The sequence below is a fragment of the Pelagibius sp. genome, from assembly GCF_028289705.1.
In the GTDB taxonomy this organism is placed as follows: domain Bacteria; phylum Pseudomonadota; class Alphaproteobacteria; order Kiloniellales; family Kiloniellaceae; genus Pelagibius.
Window position 1 is genome coordinate 26810 of sequence record NZ_JANQOI010000086.1, and the last position, 21284, is coordinate 48093.

The window sequence follows — 21284 nt, forward strand, 5'->3', positions numbered from 1 at the left end:
GACTTGAACGGCCCGCGCGAAGCGGCAATTCTGCAACTCGGCGCGGGACCAGATCGGGCGCCCGCCCGCCGCCGCCAAGATCACCGAGCCCTCCGCGCAAAAAGGAACGCAGCACGCCATGCAGATGACCGGCCAATATCGGATCGAAGCATCCCGTCAAGCCGTCTGGGAGGCGCTGAACGATGTCGAGGTGCTGCGCGCCTGCATTCCGGGCGTGGAGGAGATCGAAAAGACCTCGGACACCAGCTTCACTGCCAAGGTGCGGGCCAAGGTCGGCCCGGTCTCGGCGCGTTTTGCCGGCGAAGTCACCCTCAGCGACCTCGATCCGCCCAACGGCTATACTATCGCCGGCGAGGGCAAGGGCGGCGCCGCCGGCTTTGCCAAGGGTGGCGCTAAGGTGCGCCTGGAAGACGACGGCGGCGCGACCCTGCTGAACTATGACGTCGACGCCCAGGTCGGCGGCAAGCTGGCACAAATCGGCTCCCGCCTGATCGACGGGACCGCGAAGAAGCTGGCCGACGACTTTTTCGCGCGCTTCGCCGAGACCGTCGGCGGCCCGGCGGAGACCGCCGCCGAAACCGAACCCGCCGAACCCGAAGCGGCGGCAGAGCCAGTGGTTGCGGCGCAGCAAGATGCCGACCCCGATGCCGACCCCGATGCCGACGTGGGCGCCGGCGCTTCGGTGGGTGTCTGGGTCACCGGACTCTTGGTCGCGGTGCTCATCCTCATTGCCATCTTCGCGCTATAAGCCTAGGGCAACAAAAAATTTCATCCTCTTCCCGCGCCGCGCCCCTTGACCTGAAAGTCTCGCGGCAACAGACTTACCGCCGCAGGTAAGGCACTCTTGCCCGGTATCGCAGGGAAACCGGGTACTAGCGAAAAAAATAGAAGCCGGACGGATGGTTCGGAGGTCAAGGAAGGGAGAGTCCCCATGCCCACTGTTTCGATGACAGTCAATGGGCGGGCGGTTACGGGCGAGGTTGAAGGCCGTACACTGCTCGTTGAGTTCTTGCGCGAACAGCTTTCGCTCACCGGGACGCACGTCGGCTGCGACACCAGCCAGTGCGGGGCCTGCGTCGTTCACGTCAACGGCGAGTCCGTCAAGAGCTGCAGCATGCTGGCCCTGCAGGCCGACGGCGCCGGCGTCACCACCATCGAGGGGATCGCCCAGAACGGCGAACTGCACCCCATGCAGGAAGCCTTCCGCGAGCACCATGGCTTGCAATGCGGCTTCTGCACGCCCGGCATGGTGATGTCGGCCATCGACCTTCTGAACAAGAACCCGAGCCCCGATGAAGGCGAGATCCGGGAGTGGCTGGAAGGCAACATCTGCCGCTGCACCGGCTACCACAACATCGTCAAGGCGATTCAGTCCGCCGCCGCGAACATGAGGGGATAGGGGCATGTCAGACACAGGAATCGGCGCCAGCGTCAGGCGCAAGGAAGACTTCCGCTTTCTCACCGGACAGGGCCGCTACACCGACGACATCAACCGGCCGGGCCAGCTCTACGCTTTCTTCGTCCGCTCGCCCCATGCCCATGCGCAGATCAAGGGCGTGAACAAGGCCGCCGCCGAGGCGGCAGAGGGCGTGCGCGCCGTCTTCACCGGCGCCGACATGGAAGCTGACAACGTCGGCTCCCTGCCCTGCGGCTGGGTCGTGACCGACCGCCATGGCGAGGCACACAAGGCGCCGCCGCACTTCCCGCTGGCACGGGACAAGGCCCGCTACGTGGGCGATCACGTCGCCGTGGTCGTCGCCGAGAGCTATGCCGCCGCCAAGGCCGCGGCGGAGCTGGTCGAGGTCGACTATGGCGAACTGCCGGCGGCGGCCGAGACCGGCAAGGCCAGAGACGCCGATGCCCCGCAGGTGCACGACGATGCGCCGGGCAACCTCTGCTACGACTGGGTGCTGGGCGACGAGGCCGAGGCCGATGCGGCCTTTGCCAATGCCCATCACGTGACCAAGATCGATCTGGTCAACAACCGGCTGATCCCCAACGCCATGGAGCCGCGGGCCGCCATCGGCGACTACGATGCAGGCACCGACAGCTACACGCTCTACTCGACGAGCCAGAACCCGCACCTGCTGAAGCTGATCCTCTGCGCCTTCGTGCTCGGACTGAACGAGAACAAGCTGCGGGTCATCGCCCCGGACGTGGGCGGCGGCTTCGGCTCCAAGATCTTCTGCTACGCCGAGGAGACGGTCTGCACCTGGGCCTCCAGGAAGGTGAAGGCGCCGGTCAAGTGGACGGCCGAGCGCTCCGAGAGCTTCACCTCCGACGCCCACGGGCGCGACCACATCACCCATGCCGAACTGGCCATGGACGAGAACGGCAAGTTCCTCGGCATGAAGGTCGACACCACGGCGAACATGGGCGCCTATCTGTCCAGCTTCGCGACCTCCGTGCCGACCTATCTCTATGCCACCCTGCTGGCCGGCCAGTACACCACGCCGGTGATCTTCGCCAACGTGAAGGCGGTCTTCACCAACACCGCGCCCGTGGATGCCTATCGCGGCGCCGGGCGGCCGGAGGCCACCTTCGTCGTTGAGCGTTTGGTCGAGGTGGCGGCCCGCGAGATGGGCATAGACCCGGCGGAAATCCGCCGCCGAAATTTCATCCAGCCGGATCAGTTCCCCTACCAGACGCCGGTGGCGCTGCAGTACGACACCGGCAACTACGGGGCCTCCATGGACATGGCCCTGGAGATGATCGACTACGCCGGTTTTGCCGGGCGGCGGTCGAACTCCGAGGCCAACGGCAAGCTGCGGGGCATCGGCTTCTCGGCTTATATCGAGGCCTGCGGCATCGCCCCCTCGGCGGTGGTCGGCTCCCTGGGCGCCGGCGTCGGCCTCTGGGAATCGGCCCAGGTGCGCTTCAACGCCACCGGCTCGGTCTCGGTTTTCACCGGCTCCCACAGCCACGGACAGGGGCATGAGACCACCTTCTCCCAGTTGGTGGCCGATACCCTGGGCATTCCCATCGAGAACGTGGAGATCGTGCACGGCGACACCGGCTCGATCCCCATGGCCATGGGCACCTACGGCTCCCGCTCGCTGGCGGTCGGCGGCTCGGCAATCGCCCGGGCCTGCGACAAGATTATCGAGAAGTCGCGCAAGATCGCGGCCCACCTGATGGAAGCCTCTGTGGAGGACGTGGAGTTCGACAACGGCACCTTCCGGGTTGCCGGCACCGACAAGGAGAAGTCCATCGCCGAGGTGGCCTTCACCGCCTATGTGCCGCACAACTATCCGGAGGGCGTGGAGCCCGGCCTCGACGAGACCGCGTTCTACGATCCGCTGAACTTCACCTATCCGGCGGGCGTGCACATCTGCGAGGTGGAGATCGATCCGACGACGGGCGTCACCGAGATCGTCGACTGGGTCGCCGTCGACGACTTCGGCAAGGTGATTAACCCGATGGTGGTCGAGGGCCAGGTCCACGGCGGCATCGCCCAGGGCGTCGGCCAGGCGTTGCTGGAGAACTGCGTCTACGACGGCAGCGGCCAGCTTCTGACCGGCTCCTACATGGACTACTGCATGCCGCGGGCCGACGACCTGCCGTCGTTCCGCGTCGGACTGACGGAGACGGCCTGCACGCACAATCCCTTGGGCGTGAAGGGCTGCGGCGAGGCCGGTGCCATTGCGGCCCCGGCGGCGACCATCAACGCCATCACCAACGCGCTGGGCATCCTGTCCATGGACATGCCGGCCAGCACCGAAAAGGTCTGGCGCCTGGCCAACACCCAGCAGATGGCCGCGGAATAAGGAGAGGCAGACAATGTACAACTTCAATCACCATCGCCCCGGCTCGGTCGACGAGGCGGCGGCGGCCCTCTCCGGCGCCGACGACGGCAAACTGCTGGCCGGGGGCATGACCCTGATCGCGACCCTGAAGCAGCGTCTGGCCAGTCCGTCGGACCTGGTCGATCTGGGGGCGATTGCCGATCTCAAGGGCATCCGCGAGGACGGCGGCGCCATCGTCATCGGGGCCATGACCACCCACGCCACCGTGGCCGGCGATGCGAGCGTGAAAGCGAAGATCCCGGCGCTCGCGGCCCTGGCCGACGGCATCGGCGATGCCCAGGTCCGCAACTGCGGCACCATCGGCGGTTCCATCGCCAACAACGACCCGGCGGCGGACTATCCCGCGGCCCTGGTCGGCCTCGGCGCCACGGTGCACACCAACAAGCGGGAGATCGCGGCGGACGACTTTTTCACCGGCATGTTCGAAACCGCCCTGGCCGATGACGAGATCATCACCGCCGTGGCTTTTCCGGTGCCGGAGAAAGCGGGCTATCAGAAATTTGCCAACCCCGCCTCCCGCTACGCCATCGTCGGCGTGATGGCGAGCTCCGGGCCGGCGGGCGTGCGCGTCGCCGTCACCGGGGCGGGCCCTTGCGTATTCCGGCTGGCCGATGCCGAAGCCGCCCTGGGCGGCGGCTTCTCCGCCGATGCGGTGACCAACGTCGGCGTCGCCGCCGACGGCCTCAACAGCGACCTGCATGCCTCGGCAGAATACCGTGCGCATCTGGTCGGCGTGATGCTGCGCAGGGCGGTCGCCGCCGCGGGTTGATCTTCGACAGCAGAGTTTGTTACGGGGCCGGCCAGCTTTTGGCCGGCCCTTGCTTTTCCGGTTCCGAACCCAAGGGGCCTTGAGCTAGCCTCAGCCTATGGCCCCGACACACCCGCAAGTCCCAAAAGGTCGTCGCTGGCCGAGGCGTCTGGCTTACGGGCTCGGCCTCTCCCTTCTGATCGCGATCACCGGCGGCCTCCTGTTTCGCCAGGAGCTGACGACCTGGCTGTTGCGCGACCGTTTGGAACGCGAAGACATCACAGTCGCCTCCCTGAAGGTGCGCGCGCTGACCCATCAGCGCATCGAACTGGGCGAGGTCGTTCTCGGTGACTCGGGCGAGATCTCGGTCGAGCGTCTGCAGGTCGCCTTCGCACTGGACCTCGAAGCGCCGCGGATTGAGGAAGTCGTTGTCGAGGGACTAAGAGTCAGACTCGACCTCACCGGCGAGGGCCCCCTGCTCGGCAGCCTGCAGCATCTCCTGGGAGCTTCGGCGAAGGCAGGCGGTGATGGCGGCTTCGACCCGGCGATGATTCAGGGCGTTCCCCGCGTCCGCTTGGACGCAGCGGAGATTCTTACCGAAACCCAGGCGGGGACGATGACGACGGTCCTCACCGCTTCCGTCGAACCCCAAGCCAACGGCGCGGTCTTCGGCCGCCTGACCGCCGACGCCGAGAGCGAGATCGGCCAACTCTCGGCGGAGCTGGAAGGCGGCCTCGATCCGCAGGGTGCCCTCTCCCTGGGCGCGAGCATCGGTCAGGGACGCATCGACTGGCGCAACCTCGCCATCGGGGAATTTGTGGGCTCGCTCGCGGTGAACCAGTCCCCGGGAGAAGCACCGCAGATCGCCGCCGACCTGACCCTTGCAGACCTCGCCTACCGGTCCGCCGTGGGAGAGGCAATCGCCTTCGCCCAGGGTGCGATCATGGCCAGCGGCACGCCGGCTGACTTCACGCTGGCAACCTCGTTTGGCGGCGGTGAGGAGCAGATCAGTCTCGACCTGAAGACCACGCTCGCGACCGAGGGAGAGAGCCAGAGAATCGAGGCCGACCTTGCCGTCGAAGCGAGCTCCGCCGGTGCGCTCGCCGGGCAGGTTCCGGTGCCCAGCGCGACCCTGGAGCGTGGCCGAATGACCTTTGTCGCCGATCTGGCGGCCGTGCTGCCCGGAGAGGCCGAGACACCGCGCTCCTGGCAGGCGCTGGCCGCCCTGCTGCGAGAGGCCGAAGGCCGCCTGGATGGCGATCTCATCCTCGCCGACCTGGCTCTGGCCGACGGCAGCGAAGGGATCTCGGCCCACCTTCCCCTGACCGCGCGCCGTGAGGGCGACAAGGTGACGGTCGGTCTCACCGAGGATATGGAGATCCGTGTCGAGCAGGCCGCGACGGAGCGCTTGGCGGCCCTCGGCCTGGCCCGCGAATACCTGCCGCTGTTCGAGTCCGATCTCTCTCTTGTGGTGGCGGCCGGGGGATCCAGACCCGCCGCCCTTTCCATGGATGCGGCCTGGCCACTGCGGGCCGCGGATCTGCAGGCAGAGATGCGGTTCTCCAACCGGCGCGGGCTCGCTGTCGAAGCCGACATTGTCGGATCGGGAGCACTCACTGAAGACGGCCTGCCGGCGCAGTTCTCCGGTGACGTGTTGGTCGGCTTTCTGGCCGAGCGCCTGCCCCTTGCCGAGGCCGAGGCCCGCGGCCTCGAACTGTCCCTCCCCCTTGCCCTCACCTACAACGCCGAGGGCTTGGGGGCGGCGCTGAAGAGCGCCGGCAGCCTTGCCATTGCGCAGTTGGCCCGGGACCTGCCGTTGCGGCTGAAGCGTCAGCTTTCCCTCAGCATCGACGAGGCTGAGTTTCGCATGGCTCCGTCACAGCAGAGCTACAGCTACCGTCTCCAAGGACAGGGCAAGGCAACGGACGCGCAGGTCCTCACCACCGCAGACACCCCGCTCGAAGTCCGCCTGGGCAGCAGCAAGTTTTCTGTTACCGGTAGCTTCGAAAGCGGACGCGGGCACGACGCAACCGCCGAGACCGCGGTCGCATCGCTTGGCGTGCCGGCCTACGGTATCACTGCTGAGACGGTCATCGCGCGGACGGCCCTCGACGCGGAGCTGGCGCCGCTCGAAAGCCGCTTCTCCGTGGCGAGCCTGCACAGCGATACCGATCCTCCCCTCGTCGCGCCCCTGGCCATCGACGGGGAGCTGCAGCGGCGTGGTGCCGGTTACGATGTCGCCGCCGATGTGACCCTCACGACAGGTCCGAGGCTCGGCCGGCTGGAAGTGCGCTACGACGATGCCGGCACGGCCAAGGCCCGATTCCAGAGCCGGTTCCTCCGCTTCGCGCCCGATGCGCTTCAGCCGGCCGATCTCTCCCCTCTGCTCGCCGATCTGGAGGACGTCGAGGGCCGGTTGTTCGCTGAAGCCACCTTCGTATGGCCACAGAACCCCGCGGAAGAGAGCGCCAGGCTGGTTCTCGAAGATCTCTCCTTCCGCAGCCAGGGGGTCGCGGTCGAAGACCTGTCACTGGACCTTGCGCTGCGGGCGCTCCTGCCGCTGCGCAGCGAACCCGACCAAAGGCTGAGCATCGGACGGATCGATGCCGGCGCGCCCCTTGAGGACATGACGCTGCGCTTCGAGATGGCCGCCGATCCGCAGCCGCAGCTTCAGGTCGCCGGCGGCGGCTTCACGCTGGGCGGTGCGCAGTGGCGGCTGGGCGCAACCCGGCTGGACCCCACCGCGCCAGACAACAGCCTCCTCCTTGCCACCGACAATCTGGATCTGGCGACCTTCTTCAGGCTCATCGAGGTCGAGGGCCTCTCCGGCCGCGGTCTGCTCGCCGGGCAGATTCCGATCCTTTTCGACGGAGAGAACCTGGTGGTGAGCGATGGGCGGCTGACCGCCCAGGCCCCGGGGCAGCTTTCGATCCGATCCCAGGCGCTGGCCTCGGCCCTGTCCGGGGGTGGAGAAACGGTGGAACTGGCGGTGAAGGCCCTGGAGGACTTTCGCTACGAGGATCTCTCCATCACCGTGAACATGTCCGCAAACAACGATGCCCAGGTGCTGCTGTCGTTGCTGGGCCAGAACCCCGCCGTCCTGGATGGCCAGCCCTTTCGGTTTAACATCAACCTCGAGAGCAACCTGACCAGTGTGCTGGAGGCGCTGCGCCAGGGCTATTCCCTCTCCGACGAGGCCCTGCGCCGCGCCTGGCAACTGCGCCAATAGCGCAAAGCAGATGCGAACACCGGGGATGAAACGCCGGCGGGCCGCGTAGGATCAAAGGGCCGTTGGTCGGCTCCCGCCAGACTGGTATGGTTTCATTCGCTTTCGGATCGAAGGCGACAGATTGCTAGGGGAGAGAGTTTTGAGCCTCGTATTGATTCGGAGCTCGGCCTATGCCGTGGCCCTGCTGGGGCTGGTTCTCGGCGCCTGCACGCCCAAAGTCCAGGTGGAGGCGCCGAAGGAGCCGATCACCATAAACTTGAATGTTAAATTAGATGCCGAAGTCCGCGTAAAGCTTGAAGAACAGGCCGACAAGGACGTTGAGAGCAATCCGGATATCTTCTGACCGTGGCGGTCTTGAGATCGGCTGGCACCCTGGCAAGGGACCCGCTGATGCCAATGCGAAGGAATAGTCCATGACAAGGTTCTGGTTCTCCCTGATCGCCCGCCTGGCCGCCGTGGTTCTGGTCCTGCCGCTTCTGGCCGTACCCGCAGCGGCCCAGTCGCTGGACGATCTGCGTGCCGCCGGCAAGGTCGGCGAGCGCTTCGACGGCCTGGCCGTCGCCCGCGATGCCAGCGTCGCCGACTTCGTCGAACAGGTGAACGCCAAGAGGCAGGCGATCTACGCGGAACAGGCTCGCAAGCAAGGCGTCTCTGCACAGCAGGTCGGGGCCGTCTACGCCAAGGAAATCCTGGGTCAGGTGCCTGACGGCACTTGGTTTTTGACAGAGCAGGGTGAATGGCGGCAAATGTAGGGACCCTGGGCAGACGCCCGCGACCAATCATCCAAGATCCCGATCCGAACAAGAGAGTCTGAGCGATGGGCGAGCAGAGCCCCCTTCCCGCCTCGGTCGACGAGGCGCTCGCGCTCCTGTCGCGCGGCAACTACGTCGGCGAGCGCAGCCTGGCCACCGTGCTCTTGCTTGCTCTGAAGCTGGGGCGCCCGCTGTTTCTTGAGGGCGAGGCCGGCGTCGGCAAGACGGAGATCGCCAAGGTGCTGGCCGAGACCCTGGGCCGGCGGCTGGTACGGCTGCAGTGCTACGAGGGCCTCGACGTCTCCGCCGCCGTCTACGAGTGGAACTATCCGCGCCAGATGGTGGAGATCCGTGTCGCCGAGGCGGCCGGCGGCAGCGACCGCGAGGCCCTGGCCAGCGATATCTTCGACCCGCGCTTCCTCATCGAGCGGCCCCTGCTGCAGGCGCTGCGGCCCGACGCCCAGGGTGCCCCGGTGCTGTTGATCGACGAGTTGGACCGCACCGACGAGCCCTTCGAAGCCTTCCTGCTGGAAGTGCTCTCCGACTATCAGATCACCATCCCGGAACTGGGCACCATCGCGGCGGCGGCCCCGCCTATCGTGATCATCACCTCCAACCGCACCCGGGAAATCCACGATGCGCTGAAGCGCCGCTGCTTCTATCACTGGGTCGACTACCCGACGGCCGCGCGGGAGTTGGAAATTCTCAGAGTTAAGGCGCCCGAGGCACCGGCACTGCTGTCACAGGAAATCGTCGCCTTCGTGCAGGCCCTGCGCCGGGAGGATCTCTTCAAACTGCCGGGCATTGCCGAGACCATTGACTGGGCCGAGGCCCTGACCCAGTTGGATAAGGTCGCCCTGGACCCGCAGGCCATCGACGACACCCTGGGCGTGCTGCTGAAGTATCAGGACGACATCGCCCGGATCCAAGGCAGCGAAGCGGCACGTCTGCTCAACGAAGTGAAGACGGAACTCACCGGCGCCGCCTTCGCCTGACAGGCTTCCATCCATAGCCAGCGGTATGTTCGGCGCCCTTTCGCGCATGAGCCCGCCTGCCCCGAATTTGACGCAAGGATTGAATTAGAGCCGCCTATCTAACCCTGGCGTTCATTAGTTTTTCATGCAAACCTAAAAAGAAAAGAATCACATTCTTCAAACAGGGGCGGCTCGCCGCGATCGGCAGACCGCCGAAAAAGAGGCAGAGTTAAATGACTAACAGCTTGCTGGTCGGGGTGGACGGCAGCGACGGGGGATCGCGGGCCGCGGATTTTGCCGCGAGCCGGGCCGCCGAAAGCCAAACGCAGTTGGTGGTGGCCTATGTGATCGAGTGGTCGCCCTACAGCTTCAACACACCGCAGGAAAACGAAGAGCGCCACAAGCGGCGCGAAGAGGAGATCACCCGCGCCGAAAGCGACGTGGTTCAGCCGCTCCTCGAGTCCTTGAAGGCGCGCGGCGTCGACGCAAAGGGCATCGTGCGCCACGGCCACGCCGCCGAAGTGTTGAGCCAACTCGCCAAAGAGGAAGGGGCCAGCCAGATCTTCATTGGCCGGCGCGGTCTGACCAAGCTGCAGGCCCTGCTGTTCGGCAGCACCGCCGGCAGCCTCGTGCAGATCTCGCCGGTTCCGGTCACGGTCATTCCCTAGACGGCGGGCGGGAGTACAGCCCGATGAAAGCGCGTTCCGAGACCACTGATCGGAGCGGCGAGCCGCGGGGGGATCGCGGCGCAAAAACCAAAGTGAGGCTTCCATGAAAAAGTTGCTAGCGGCCTTTTTGACCGCAGTGCTCTGGGCACCGGCATGCTGGGCTCAAGACGCCGCCGGTGCGGAGATGGGACTGGATGAACGCATCAATCAGGCCATCTCACCGGTCACCAATGCCATCGCCGGAGTGATCTTCTATTCGGTGCCGGTCAGCGACGAGATCGGGCTTCCGGTGATCGTCGTCTGGCTGGTGGTGGCCGCCCTCTTTGCCACCTTCTATTTCAACTTCATCTCGGTGCGGGCCTTCAACCACGCCATCGCGCTGGTCCGGGGCGACTACTCCAATCCCAAGGACGCCGGCGAGGTCTCCCACTTCCAGGCTCTGGCGACGGCGCTCTCCGGCACCGTCGGCCTGGGCAACATCGCCGGTGTAGCCATCGCCGTTTCCGTCGGCGGGCCGGGCGCGACCTTCTGGATGATCCTGGCCGGGTTCCTCGGCATGTCGCTGAAGTTCGCCGAGTGCACCCTGGGTGTGAAGTACCGCAACGAATATCCCGACGGCACGGTGTCGGGCGGACCGATGTACTACCTGAGCAAGGGGCTCGGGGAGAAGGGCATGGGCGGCCTCGGCAAGGTCCTTGCCGTGTTCTTCGCCATCTGCTGCATCGCCGGCGCGCTGGGCGGCGGCAACATGTTCCAGGCCAATCAGTCGTTCCAGCAGTTCGTCAACGTGACCGGCGGCGAAGGCAGCTTCATGGCCGACAAGGGCTGGCTCTTCGGCCTGATCATCGCCGCCCTGGTAGGCGTCGTGATCATCGGCGGCATCAAATCCATCGCCAGGGTCACCGAAAAGGTCGTCCCCTTCATGGCGATCATCTACTGCACCGCGGCCCTCATCATCATCATCATGAACATCGGCCAGGTGCCAGCGGCCTTTGGCGCCATCATCGGCGGGGCCTTCAGCCCCGAGGGTGTGGCCGGCGGCTTCATCGGCGCCCTGATCCAGGGCTTCCGCCGCGCCGCCTTCTCCAACGAGGCGGGCATCGGCTCGGCCTCCATCGCCCACTCGGCGGTCCGCACCAAGGAGCCGGTGACCGAAGGGCTGGTGGCGCTGCACGAGCCCTTCATCGACACCGTGGTGATCTGCACCATGACCGCCCTGGTCATCGTCATCACCGGCACCTACACCGCCGGCGGCGGCATGAGCGGCGTCGAGCTGACCTCCCTCGCCTTCGAGAGCGCGTTCTCCTGGTTCCCCTACATTCTGGCGGTGGCGGTGATCCTCTTCGCCTTCTCGACCATGCTGTCCTGGTCCTACTACGGGGTGAAGTGCTGGACCTATCTCTTCGGCGAAAGCAAGTCCATGGACCTGCTGTTCAAGGTGATCTTCTGCGTCTTCGTGGTGATCGGCGCGTCGATGAACCTGGGTCCGGTGATCGACTTCTCCGACTCGGCGATCTTCGCCATGTCCATCGCCAACATCATCGGGCTCTACATCCTCTTCCCGGTGGTGAAGGAGGATCTGGCCTCCTACTGGTCACGGCTGAAGAGCGGCGAGATCAAGAAGTACGGCGGCCATTAACCGGGCCCCAAAACCGAACCGGGCCCCAGCGCCCGAAACCGAAACCGGCGGCCAAAAGGCCGCCGGTTTTCTTTTGCCGGAGAACCCCTCTCACTCAGCGTGCGTAGCCGGTCCACTTGCCGCGGCCGTCGAAGGGTGCGGAATGCGCGCCCTGCGGCTGTTCGGCCACAGACCCGGTCCCGGCAACGGGGGCGGTGTTGAGGTTCACCACGGCCAGCAGCCCGAGGGCCAGGAGGGCCGCTACGGCAACGCTCCAGCGAATGCGGCGCCCCAGCGCCTTGGGTCCGCCGTCGGTGGTATCGAATTCCGCATGGTGGCCGAAGGGCCGGGACTCGAAGGACGGTTGGATACTGGACATCAGACTGCTCCTCCTTGGCGGGCGAGACACAGGCCGTCACGGCTGCGCGAGACCTGTATCCCGCTGTCTCTCACTCCTCACATGAGGTAGACGTGCGCTCTTAAGTTCCTATTTTCAAACGACTTTTCCTTATTCGAGGAATTAGGGAATCTAATGACCCTGCCTCTGTGCCCGCGCCGGCCACTGGGGTAAGCTGCGGCCATGAACACGGCAGAGAGCATCCCCGATCCACGGGACGGGCGGCTGGCGGAGAACATTCTCTACTTCGCCCGCACGCTGCGGGCCGCCGGCTTGCCGGTGGGCCCGGGCAAGGTGCTGGACGCGCTTGAGGCGGCAGCGGCGGTCGGGCTGGCCCGGCGGGAGGACTTCTACTGGACCCTCCATGCCGTCTTCGTAAACCGCCGCGACCAGCAGGAGATCTTCGATCAGGCGTTCCATGTGTTCTGGCGCAACCCGGAGATCCTCGAACGGATGATGAGCCTGCTGTTGCCGGACATCACCCCTCTCGCCGGCGGCCGGCCGCAAGGCGGTGAGGAGTTAAGCCGGCGCCTGACCGACGTGCTGCGGCCCAAGGACGACGGCTCGCCGCCCGGCGAAGCGGAAGAGCAAACCGAGATCGACGCGGTCATGACCTTCTCCAACAAGGAGGTCCTGCAAACCATCGATTTCGAGAAGATGTCCGGCGAAGAGCTGGCCGAGGCCAAACGCGCCATCCAGGCCATGCGCCTGCCGATCATGGAGGTCCCGACGCGGCGCTTTCGCACGGCACGGCAGGGACAGCGCGCGGACCTGCGTGCGACCATGCGCGCGGGGCTGCGCAGCGGCGGCGACACCATACCACTGCGCTGGAAGCGGCAGCGCCGGCGCCATCCGCCGCTGGTGGTGATCTGCGATATCTCCGGGTCCATGAGCCGCTACTCGCGCATGCTGCTGCACTTCATGCACGCCATCACAAACGACCGCGACCGGGTGCACAGCTTCGTCTTCGGCACGCGCCTTACCAACATCACCCGGCACCTGCGCCACAAGGACGTGGACGTCGCGGTGGAGAAGGTCTCCGAGTTGGTGGTCGACTGGTCCGGGGGCACACGGATCGGTGCCTGTCTTCAAGACTTCAACGTCACCTGGGCCAGGCGCGTTCTGGGACAGGGGGCCCTCGTCCTGCTGATCTCCGACGGGCTGGACCGGGACAACGCGGAGGGCCTGGCCGGCGAGATCGAGCGCCTGCACAAGTCCTGCCGCCGCCTGATCTGGCTCAATCCCCTCTTGCGCTACGATGCCTACGAGCCAAAATCTATGGGGGCTAAGGCGATGATCGCCCACGTGGACGACTTTCGCGCCGTTCACAACTTGCAGAGTCTCACGGAGCTTTCGGCCGTGCTCACCCGCCCTGCGGCGCGGCGCGAGGAAGGACTGACGTCATGGCAAAGCAGGAACCCATAACCGCCGGGGCCGCGGACCTGCTGGCGGAGGCCCTGCGCTGGCGGGACGAGGGCCACAGCGTGGCCGTGGCCACCGTCGTCTCGACCTGGGGTTCCTCGCCCCGCCCTGTCGGCAGCCAACTGATCGTCGACGACCAGCTACGCCTGCAGGGCTCGGTCTCCGGCGGCTGCATCGAGGGCGCGGTGGTGCATGAGGCCCAGGCCATCATGGCGGGCGCGCCCGGCAAGCTGCTGGAATTCGGCGTCTCCGACGAACAGGCCTGGGAAGTGGGGCTCGCCTGCGGCGGCACCATCCGCGTTTTCGTCGAGGCCGTCGAATGAAGCGGGCCCTTCTGGAAGCGCTGCAGGCGGCGCGCCGGGCCAAGCGGCCGGCGGCCCTCGTCACCGACCTGCGCGACGGCCAACAAGCCTTGATCGTAGACAGCGACCGGCAAGGCGACCTTGCATTGGACGCGGGCCTCTTCGCAGCCGTCGAGGCCGCCATCCAGGCCGACCGCAGCGGTCCCCTGGCGGAAGATGACGGGATTTTCGTTCACGTCTTCAATCCGCCCCTGCGCCTGATCACCGTCGGCGCCGTCCACATCAGCCAGGCCCTTGTGCCCATGGCGCAACTGGCCGGCTACGAGGTGCTGATGGTGGACCCGCGCAAGGCCTGGGCCAACACGGAGCGCTTTCCCGACGTCACCCTGGTGGAGGGCTGGCCCGACGAGGCCCTGCGCAGCCTGCAGCCGGATCACCGCACCGCGGTCGTGGTGCTGACCCACGACCCGAAACTGGACGACCCGGCCCTGACGGTCGCCCTGCGCTCCCCGGCCTTCTACATCGGTGCCCTGGGCAGCCGAAAAACCCATGGCAAGCGCCTGGACCGCCTGCGCGGTGAAGGCCTGGAGGAGGCGGCCCTGGCACGCATTCACGGCCCCATCGGTCTGGCCATCGGCGCCAAGAGCCCGGCGGAGATCGCCATTGCGATCCTTGCCCAGATGACCCAGGTCCTGCACGGGGCATCGCCCCTGGTCAAAGCGAGGCCGCCGGGCCAGCGCCAGGGCCAGGGCGCCGAGGCCGCACAATGATCTTCGGCGAAGTCCCGACCGGCGAGGCGGCGGGTGCCATCCTCGTCCACTCCCTGAAAGCCAAGGGTCTGGCCTTCAAGAAGGGGCGCCGCCTGTCGAAGGCCGACCTCGCCAAGCTAAACAAGGCCGGGGTCGGGCGCATCGTCGTGGCGCGTCTCGAAGCCGACGAGGTCCATGAGGACGAAGCGGCGACGGCGCTGGCCGCTGCGATCTGCGGCCATGGCCTGACGGCCAGCGAGAGCTTCACCGGCCGCTGCAACCTGATGGTCCAGACCCGCGGCCTGCTGGTGGCGGAGCGGGACCGTATCGATGCCTTGAACCTGGTCGACGAAGCGGTGACCCTGGCGACCCTGCCGCCTTGCGACCTGGTGGAACCGCGCCAGATGGCCGCGACCATCAAGATCATTCCCTTCGCCATCACCCGCCACGTGCTGGAAGCCTGCCTGGCGGTCATCGGCCGGGGCGAACCGCTGTTGTCCGTTGCCGCGCTCATGGCGCGCAAGGTAGGGCTGCTGCAGACCGAACTGCCGGGGACGAAGGCGAGCCTGCTGGACAAGACCCGCGATGTCGCGAACCAGCGCCTGGCCATGCTCGACTGTGCGCCGGCGGTCGAGCGCCGCTGCCCCCACGAACAGGCCCCCGTGACCGCTGCCCTCGCGACCCTGGTCCGGGAGGATTGCGAGATCATCTTGATGTCCGGCGCCTCGGCCATCGTCGACCGGCGGGACGTGCTGCCGAGCGCCCTTACGGCGGCGGGCGGCAGCGTCGACCATTTCGGGATGCCGGTGGACCCCGGCAATCTGATCCTCCTGGGGAAGCTGGAGGACCGTCCGGTGGTCGGCCTGCCGGGCTGCGCGCGCTCACCCAAGCTCAACGGTTTCGACTGGGTGCTGCGGCGCCTGGTCGCCGGCCTGGAGGTTACCCCGGAAGAGGTCATGCGCATGGGCACCGGCGGCCTTCTGAAGGAGATTGCCAGCCGGCCCCTGCCCCGCGCCGAGGCCGTGGAGCGCGCCGAAGGTCCGCCCCGGGCGCCGCGCATCGCCGCGGTGGTTCTGGCGGCCGGTCAGTCGCGGCGCATGGGCAAGCGCAACAAGCTGCTGATCCCCGTCGACGGCACGCCCATGGTCACCCGCGTGGCGGACTGTCTGCTGTCCTCCCAGGCCGCACCCCTGGCCGTGGTGACCGGCCACGACTATGCGGCGGTGGAAGCGGCCCTGCCCGAAGGGCGGTTTACCTTGACCCACAATCCGGACTTTGCCAGCGGCCTTTCCTCCTCCCTGAAGCGCGGGCTCGCCGCCCTGCCGGAAGATATCGACGGGGTGCTGGTCTGCCTGGGCGACATGCCGCGCCTCTCACCCAAGGCCGTCGACCGCCTGATCGCCGCGTTCGATCCGCTGGAGGGCCGCGCCATCTGCGTGCCCACCTGGCAGGGCAAGCGCGGCAATCCGGTGCTCTTCGCCAAGCGCTTCTTTGCCGAGATGCAGGAGGTGGCCGGCGACGTGGGCGCGCGGGCCCTGATCGGCGAGCACGCCGAGGCGGTCTGCGAAGTGCCCATGGACGACGATGCCGTGCTTGTGGACGTCGACACGCCGGAGGCCCTTGCCGCCCTGGGCGCGTAGCGGCCGGCAGAGCCGGCCTATTGGGGCTGTGCCGTTGTTTCCCGGATGAAGGCCATCACCGCCTCCACCACCTCGCGGTAGTCCAGCAGGTCGGTGTGCATGGCGGTATCGTGGAACAGGGCCTGCTTCGGCTCGCTGGCCGCTTCGAAGAGCTTCCGGCCGAAGCGGGCGGGCACCACGCGGTCGCGGGCGCCGTGCATCAGGAACAGCGGCACCTTGATGGAGCCGATGCGCGAGTGCGAGTCCCAGGGGTCGCGGATCAGCAGGCGCACCGGCAGATACCAGTAGTGGGCGGCAGCCACATCGGCGATGGAACTGGGCGGCGCTTCCAAGACCAGTGCCGCCGGCGGCCGCTCGCTGGCCAGCTTCACCGAGACCGCGGTGCCCAGGGATTCTCCGAAGATGACGATCTGCCCGGGCTTGTAACCCTGGGCCAGGAGCCAGTCGTGCACCGAGCGGGCATCGGCGCTGAGGCCGGTCTCGCTGGGCCTGCCGGGATTGCCGCCGTAGCCGCGGTAGCCGGTGAGCAACAGACCGAATCCCGCGTCGATGAAGGGTCGCATCTTGGCCACCCGGTCACCGCGGTGGCCGGCATTGCCATGAAAGTAGAGGATGACCGGCTGGTCCGGGTCGGCCGGCGGGTGGAACCAGTGGGTAAGGGTCAAGCCCGGTTCCGGCTGCGTCTCGATGGCGCCCATGCCCGGCAGGCCATGGTCCGACAGCCGGGGTGTATTGGTCGCCGCGGGATAGAGCAGGCTGCGCTGGGCCAGAAACATGACCACCAGCAGAGCCAGATAGGCTGCCAGTAAACCCCAAACGAATCCCATCAGTCCTTTTCCCATCCTCCGCTCCGACACCCTTGTGAAAAGGCGGCCGTCATCGACGCGAAACTGCTGGCCAAGTGTAGCTCAAAGGCATTTACGGAGGTTAACCAACCGCAACCATTGCGAGATCGATTCCGAAGACGCATTATACCTAAAGTAGGATTCCGGCTCCGCGACTGCGCAGCCGCACTGCTTGGTGTCTTGATGCCGAACACAGGGAAGAAACAAACATGAGACCACTTCACTGGCTCCTTGCGATCCTCTCGCTATGCATCGTCGAAATAGACGGGGCAAGGGCATTCGATTTGCCGCGATACGGCGATCCGAAGGAACCAATAGAGCAGATGCTCAAGCCTTTGCTTGAAACGGACCGCGAAGGTTTCGCAGAGACCATGAAGAAACACTATGGTGATCAAGGACGCCAAGTTGTCGGCTGGGTTTTCGACAGCTTTCTGGTGGACGATGAAAAGGTGAACTATGTGGATCAACTGGAATCCGAGGAGCTCGGGGATACGCTGAAGCGCTATATCTACGTCATCCGCACATCATCCGATGACTTCCTCTTTCTGCAGTTCTTTCTGGCGAAGGCATCGGGCGGCTGGGTCGCTCACAACATAGACATTCAAACGGAAATCAGCGAGTTCATCCCGGGATGGGAGTCTCCCTAGCGAGACCGCTTGCGAACGGACCCATGTCTACGGCCACTCCTTCGCGCCCTCTTCGAAGCCGGGGCGCTGCGGCCTGACGACACAGAAGCGGTGGCCGCTGGGCGCCTCCATGATCCACCAGGTGCGAACCTGGGCGATGCGCTTGGCCCCCAGCTTCTCCAGCCGCTGCACCTCCGCCTCTATGTCGTCGGTCTCGATGTCGAGATGGGCGCGGCTGGGATGGTCGACCTGCTGCAGAAGCAGCTTGGGAAACTCCACAGGCGTCGCGAGATCCCGGTAGCGTGGATCCTGCCCCTCTCGTAAGGGGGCCGCCTCCCAGCCGAGAGCAGCCCCCCAAAAGGCGGCGTCCCGTTCGAAGTCATCGCTTTGACAGTCGAGGACAACGGCGGCAAGGCGGCTCTTGTGCATCGGCAGACCTCTCTCTCGCTTGCTGGGTCTCAGTTCACGTAGGTGGCGTCCTCGGCATCGAGCAGGCGCTTCAGCGCGGCGAAATGCGCGTTGGCATAGCGCTGCTCGACATCGGGCTTGGTGAAGGTGGTCGCGGCAATGTTGTCAGTGACCCGCTTCAGCGGGCGGCCCGTGGACAGCGCCAGCACCTGCAACTGGCAGGCCTTCTCCAGGTAATAGAGATCCTCGAAAGCCTTGGCGACGCTGCCGCCGACCACGACCACGCCATGGTTGGCCAGGAACAGCACCCGCTTGTCGCCCAGGGCGGCCGCCATGCGCTCGCCCTCGTCCACATCTCCGGCCAGCCCGTTGTAGGAGGGGTCATAGGCCACGTCGTTGTAGTAGCGCAGCGCGTTCTGGCTGATCGGCTCCAGCGGCGTGTCTTCCAGGGAGGTCAGGGTGGTGGCATAGGGCATGTGGGTGTGCAGCACGCAGGTGGCGCGGGGATGGCGCATGTGGATGCGCGAATGGATGCAGAAGGCGGTGGTCTCCAGCTCCCCGTCGCCCTCGAGCACGCGGCCGTCGTTGTCTACCAGAAGCAGATCGCTGGCCCTGATCTGCGACCAGTGGAGGCCGAAGGGATTGACCAGGAAACAGCCCGGCCGTTCCGGCGGCGCATAGCTGAAGTGGTTGCAGATGCCTTCGTTCAGATCAAAGCGCGCCGCCAGCCGCAGGGCGGCCGCCAGATCGACACGCGCCTGGCTCAGGGAGTCGTCCATCAAGCACTCCTTCGATACCCAAGGGCCCTTCGCGGGACCCCGTCACTCTCTTATCCTAATGCCGGCCCCGCCACAAAACCTAGCGCGGCACGCGGCCCGGGAGTGGCGGTCAGCCGGCAGTCATCCTAGACTAGCCTCACAATCAGTCGATTCTCAAAATCGTTCCTTTGGGGGAAGCTACATGGACGTGCGCGCAGCGGTGGCCTTTGAGGCCGGCAAACCCTTGTCGATCGAAACGGTGCAGTTGGAGGGCCCCAGGGAGGGCGAGGTCCTGGTGGAGGTCAAGGCGACCGGGGTCTGCCATACCGATGCCTTCACCCTGTCCGGCGAAGATCCGGAAGGCCTCTTTCCGGCAATCCTCGGTCACGAAGGGGCCGGCGTGGTGGTCGACGTCGGGGCCGGCGTCACCTCGCTGAAGAAAGGCGACCACGTCATTCCGCTCTATACCCCCGAATGCCGCCAGTGCGAATACTGCCTGAACCCCAAGACCAATCTCTGCCAGGCCATCCGGACCACCCAGGGCCAGGGCCTGATGCCCGACGGCAGCAGCCGCTTCTCCCTGGACGGCAAGCCGGTGCTCCACTACATGGGCTGCTCCACCTTCTCCAACTACACGGTCCTGCCGGAGATCGCCCTGGCCAAGGTGCGCGAGGACGCGCCCTTCGACAAGATCTGCTACATCGGCTGCGGCGTCACCACCGGCGTCGGTGCCGTGGTCAACACGGCAAACGTCGAGCCGGGCGCCAACGTGGTGGTCTTCGGCCTCGGCGGCATCGGCCTGAATGTGATCCAGGGCGCCCGCCTGGTCGGCGCCAACATGATCGTCGGGGTCGACACCAACCCGGCCAAGAAGGCGCTGGCCGAGCAGTTCGGCATGACCCACTTCGTCAATCCCAAGGAGGTGGAGGGCGATATCGCGCCCTATCTCGTCGATCTCACCGGTGGCGGCGCCGACTACAGCTTCGAGTGCATCGGCAACGTCAATACCATGCGCCAGGCCCTGGAGTGCTGCCACAAGGGCTGGGGCGTGTCGGTGATCATCGGCGTCGCCGGCGCCGGCCAGGAGATCGCCACCCGCCCCTTCCAGCTCGTCACCGGGCGCGTTTGGAAGGGCACGGCCTTCGGCGGCGCGCGCGGCCGCACCGACGTGCCGCGGATCGTCGACTGGTACATGGAGGGTAAGATCAACATCGACGATTTGATTACCCACACCATGCCGCTGGATGAGATCAACAACGCCTTCGACCTGATGCACGAGGGCAAGTCCATCCGCAGCGTGATCGTGTACTAGAGCTTCCAGCTCACCGAGAGTTCGACAGGCCGGCGCGCCTAGGGCAGACCGGCAAAAAGCGATATCATGGGTGGATTCGCCGGGCACGCGCTGTGTGGGGGAGCGCTGCCCATTCGAGGGGCTGCCAAGGGGCCACATAGAAAAGCCCCTGCCCCCAAAAGAACAGTCGGGGTGGGAATGGATCTAACCATCGTCAGCCAGCAGCGCTGCTTCGAGGGCACGCAGGGCTTCTACAGTCATGCCTCCGCCGTCTGTGGCGGCGCCATGAACTTCTCCGTCTTTCAACCGCCGCAGGCCAGGGGCGGCACCAAGGTCCCGCTGGTCACCTTTCTTTCCGGCCTCACCTGCACGGAGGAAAACTTCACCGTGAAGGCCGGCGCGCAGCGGGTGGCCGCGGAACTCGGCCTCATGCTGCTGGTGCCCGATACCTCGCCGCGGGGCTGCGGCTACCCGGGGGAAGACGACGACTATGATTTCGGCAGCGGCGCCGGGTTCTACCTCGATGCCACCGAAGCCCCCTGGTCCGAACGCTATCGTATGTACAGCTACATCACCGAGGAACTGCCCGCCCTGCTGGCCGAGCACTTTCCGGCCGACTTGGGCCGCCAGGGCATCCTCGGGCATTCCATGGGCGGGCATGGAGCGCTCACCCTCCATCTGAAGAACCCGGGGGTCTATCGCTCGGTCTCGGCCCTGGCGCCGATCTGCGCGCCCAGCCAGTGCCCCTGGGGCCGCAAGGCCTTCACCGGGTACCTGGGGGGCGACGAGGCGGCCTGGGCGGACTACGACACCTGCGCGCTGATCCGGCGCCAGCCCTCCGACGCCCAGCTCTTCATCGACCAGGGGGCCGAGGATCCCTTTCTCAGCGAGCAACTGATGCCGGATCTGCTGGTGGAAGCCTGCGAGGAGGCGGGCCAGCACTTTGAGTTCCGCATGCAGCCGGACTACGATCACAGCTACTACTTCATTCAAACCTTCATCGAGGATCACCTGCGTCACCACGCCAAGATCCTGGGCTGAGGAGTTCGCG

The 21284-nt window shown here is 66.1% G+C and carries 21 protein-coding genes; 17 read left to right on the forward strand and 4 right to left on the reverse strand.

What is annotated here, in order from left to right; translation table 11 throughout:
• Positions 1–118 precede the first annotated feature (118 nt).
• The 10 genes from Q0996_RS10405 (at position 119) to Q0996_RS10450 (ending at position 11816) form a co-directional block, all read left to right on the forward strand.
• Positions 119–748, forward strand: a complete 630-nt coding sequence (locus tag Q0996_RS10405; protein ID WP_299618695.1) for a carbon monoxide dehydrogenase subunit G — start codon at positions 119–121, stop codon at positions 746–748.
• A 183-nt stretch (positions 749–931) separates the two neighbouring features.
• Positions 932–1399, forward strand: coding sequence for a (2Fe-2S)-binding protein (locus Q0996_RS10410; RefSeq protein WP_299618697.1), 468 nt, complete (start codon positions 932–934; stop codon positions 1397–1399).
• A gap of 4 nt (positions 1400–1403) precedes the next feature.
• The gene (locus Q0996_RS10415) at positions 1404–3767 is read left to right on the forward strand and encodes a xanthine dehydrogenase family protein molybdopterin-binding subunit (protein ID WP_299618699.1); all 2364 of its coding nucleotides are present in this window, start codon (positions 1404–1406) and stop codon (positions 3765–3767) included.
• A 13-nt stretch (positions 3768–3780) separates the two neighbouring features.
• Entirely contained in the window at positions 3781–4575 is a 795-nt protein-coding gene (locus tag Q0996_RS10420; RefSeq protein ID WP_299618702.1) for a xanthine dehydrogenase family protein subunit M, read from the forward strand.
• A 97-nt stretch (positions 4576–4672) separates the two neighbouring features.
• On the forward strand, positions 4673–7783 hold the full coding sequence (locus Q0996_RS10425) for a YdbH domain-containing protein (RefSeq protein WP_299618705.1): 3111 nt from the start codon (positions 4673–4675) through the stop codon (positions 7781–7783).
• A 139-nt stretch (positions 7784–7922) separates the two neighbouring features.
• Positions 7923–8126, forward strand: a complete 204-nt coding sequence (locus tag Q0996_RS10430) for a YnbE family lipoprotein (RefSeq protein WP_299618708.1) — start codon at positions 7923–7925, stop codon at positions 8124–8126.
• Between the two features lie 70 nt (positions 8127–8196).
• The gene (locus Q0996_RS10435) at positions 8197–8535 is read left to right on the forward strand and encodes a DUF1318 domain-containing protein (protein WP_299618711.1); all 339 of its coding nucleotides are present in this window, start codon (positions 8197–8199) and stop codon (positions 8533–8535) included.
• A 65-nt stretch (positions 8536–8600) separates the two neighbouring features.
• A complete protein-coding gene (locus Q0996_RS10440; RefSeq protein WP_299618714.1) occupies positions 8601–9530 on the forward strand; it encodes a MoxR family ATPase in 930 nt (309 codons plus the stop codon).
• A 212-nt stretch (positions 9531–9742) separates the two neighbouring features.
• Positions 9743–10177, forward strand: a complete 435-nt coding sequence (locus Q0996_RS10445) for a universal stress protein (RefSeq protein ID WP_299618717.1) — start codon at positions 9743–9745, stop codon at positions 10175–10177.
• A gap of 103 nt (positions 10178–10280) precedes the next feature.
• Complete coding sequence (locus Q0996_RS10450) at positions 10281–11816, forward strand: sodium:alanine symporter family protein (protein ID WP_299618720.1); 1536 nt, start codon at positions 10281–10283, stop codon at positions 11814–11816.
• Positions 11817–11910: 94 nt separating this feature from the next.
• Here the strand turns inward: Q0996_RS10450 and Q0996_RS10455 are convergent, their stop codons facing one another.
• On the reverse strand, positions 11911–12174 hold the full coding sequence (locus tag Q0996_RS10455) for a hypothetical protein (RefSeq protein ID WP_299618723.1): 264 nt from the start codon (positions 12172–12174) through the stop codon (positions 11911–11913).
• 201 nt (positions 12175–12375) lie between these two features.
• Between Q0996_RS10455 and Q0996_RS10460 the strand changes: the two genes are divergently transcribed.
• From Q0996_RS10460 to Q0996_RS10475, 4 genes are read left to right on the forward strand one after another with little or no spacing between them, the layout of a single operon-like run.
• On the forward strand, positions 12376–13617 hold the full coding sequence (locus Q0996_RS10460) for a VWA domain-containing protein (RefSeq protein WP_299618726.1): 1242 nt from the start codon (positions 12376–12378) through the stop codon (positions 13615–13617).
• Complete coding sequence (locus Q0996_RS10465) at positions 13596–13937, forward strand: XdhC family protein (protein ID WP_299618730.1); 342 nt, start codon at positions 13596–13598, stop codon at positions 13935–13937. The genes Q0996_RS10460 and Q0996_RS10465 overlap by 22 nt, the downstream gene beginning before the upstream one ends.
• A complete protein-coding gene (locus tag Q0996_RS10470) occupies positions 13934–14686 on the forward strand; it encodes an XdhC family protein (protein ID WP_299618733.1) in 753 nt (250 codons plus the stop codon). The genes Q0996_RS10465 and Q0996_RS10470 overlap by 4 nt, the downstream gene beginning before the upstream one ends.
• Entirely contained in the window at positions 14683–16305 is a 1623-nt protein-coding gene (locus Q0996_RS10475; protein ID WP_299618736.1) for a molybdopterin-binding/glycosyltransferase family 2 protein, read from the forward strand. The genes Q0996_RS10470 and Q0996_RS10475 overlap by 4 nt, the downstream gene beginning before the upstream one ends.
• 17 nt (positions 16306–16322) lie before the next feature.
• Here the strand turns inward: Q0996_RS10475 and Q0996_RS10480 are convergent, their stop codons facing one another.
• On the reverse strand, positions 16323–17132 hold the full coding sequence (locus tag Q0996_RS10480) for an alpha/beta hydrolase (protein WP_299618739.1): 810 nt from the start codon (positions 17130–17132) through the stop codon (positions 16323–16325).
• 227 nt (positions 17133–17359) lie between these two features.
• Between Q0996_RS10480 and Q0996_RS10485 the strand changes: the two genes are divergently transcribed.
• Positions 17360–17797 (forward strand): hypothetical protein, encoded by a 438-nt coding sequence (locus Q0996_RS10485; protein WP_299618741.1) that lies wholly within the window; start codon positions 17360–17362, stop codon positions 17795–17797.
• A 27-nt stretch (positions 17798–17824) separates the two neighbouring features.
• On the opposite strand, the gene Q0996_RS10490 is transcribed toward Q0996_RS10485, so the two are convergent.
• On the reverse strand, positions 17825–18205 hold the full coding sequence (locus tag Q0996_RS10490) for a VOC family protein (RefSeq protein WP_299618743.1): 381 nt from the start codon (positions 18203–18205) through the stop codon (positions 17825–17827).
• 29 nt (positions 18206–18234) lie between these two features.
• Positions 18235–18966, reverse strand: coding sequence for an aldolase (locus tag Q0996_RS10495; RefSeq protein WP_299618746.1), 732 nt, complete (start codon positions 18964–18966; stop codon positions 18235–18237).
• Positions 18967–19144: 178 nt separating this feature from the next.
• On the opposite strand from Q0996_RS10495, the gene Q0996_RS10500 reads away from it, so the two are divergent.
• Complete coding sequence (locus Q0996_RS10500; protein WP_299618749.1) at positions 19145–20254, forward strand: S-(hydroxymethyl)glutathione dehydrogenase/class III alcohol dehydrogenase; 1110 nt, start codon at positions 19145–19147, stop codon at positions 20252–20254.
• A gap of 177 nt (positions 20255–20431) precedes the next feature.
• Positions 20432–21274: an S-formylglutathione hydrolase gene (gene fghA / locus Q0996_RS10505; protein WP_299618752.1), complete on the forward strand. Its 843-nt coding sequence runs from the start codon at positions 20432–20434 to the stop codon at positions 21272–21274.
• Positions 21275–21284: the final 10 nt, after the last annotated feature.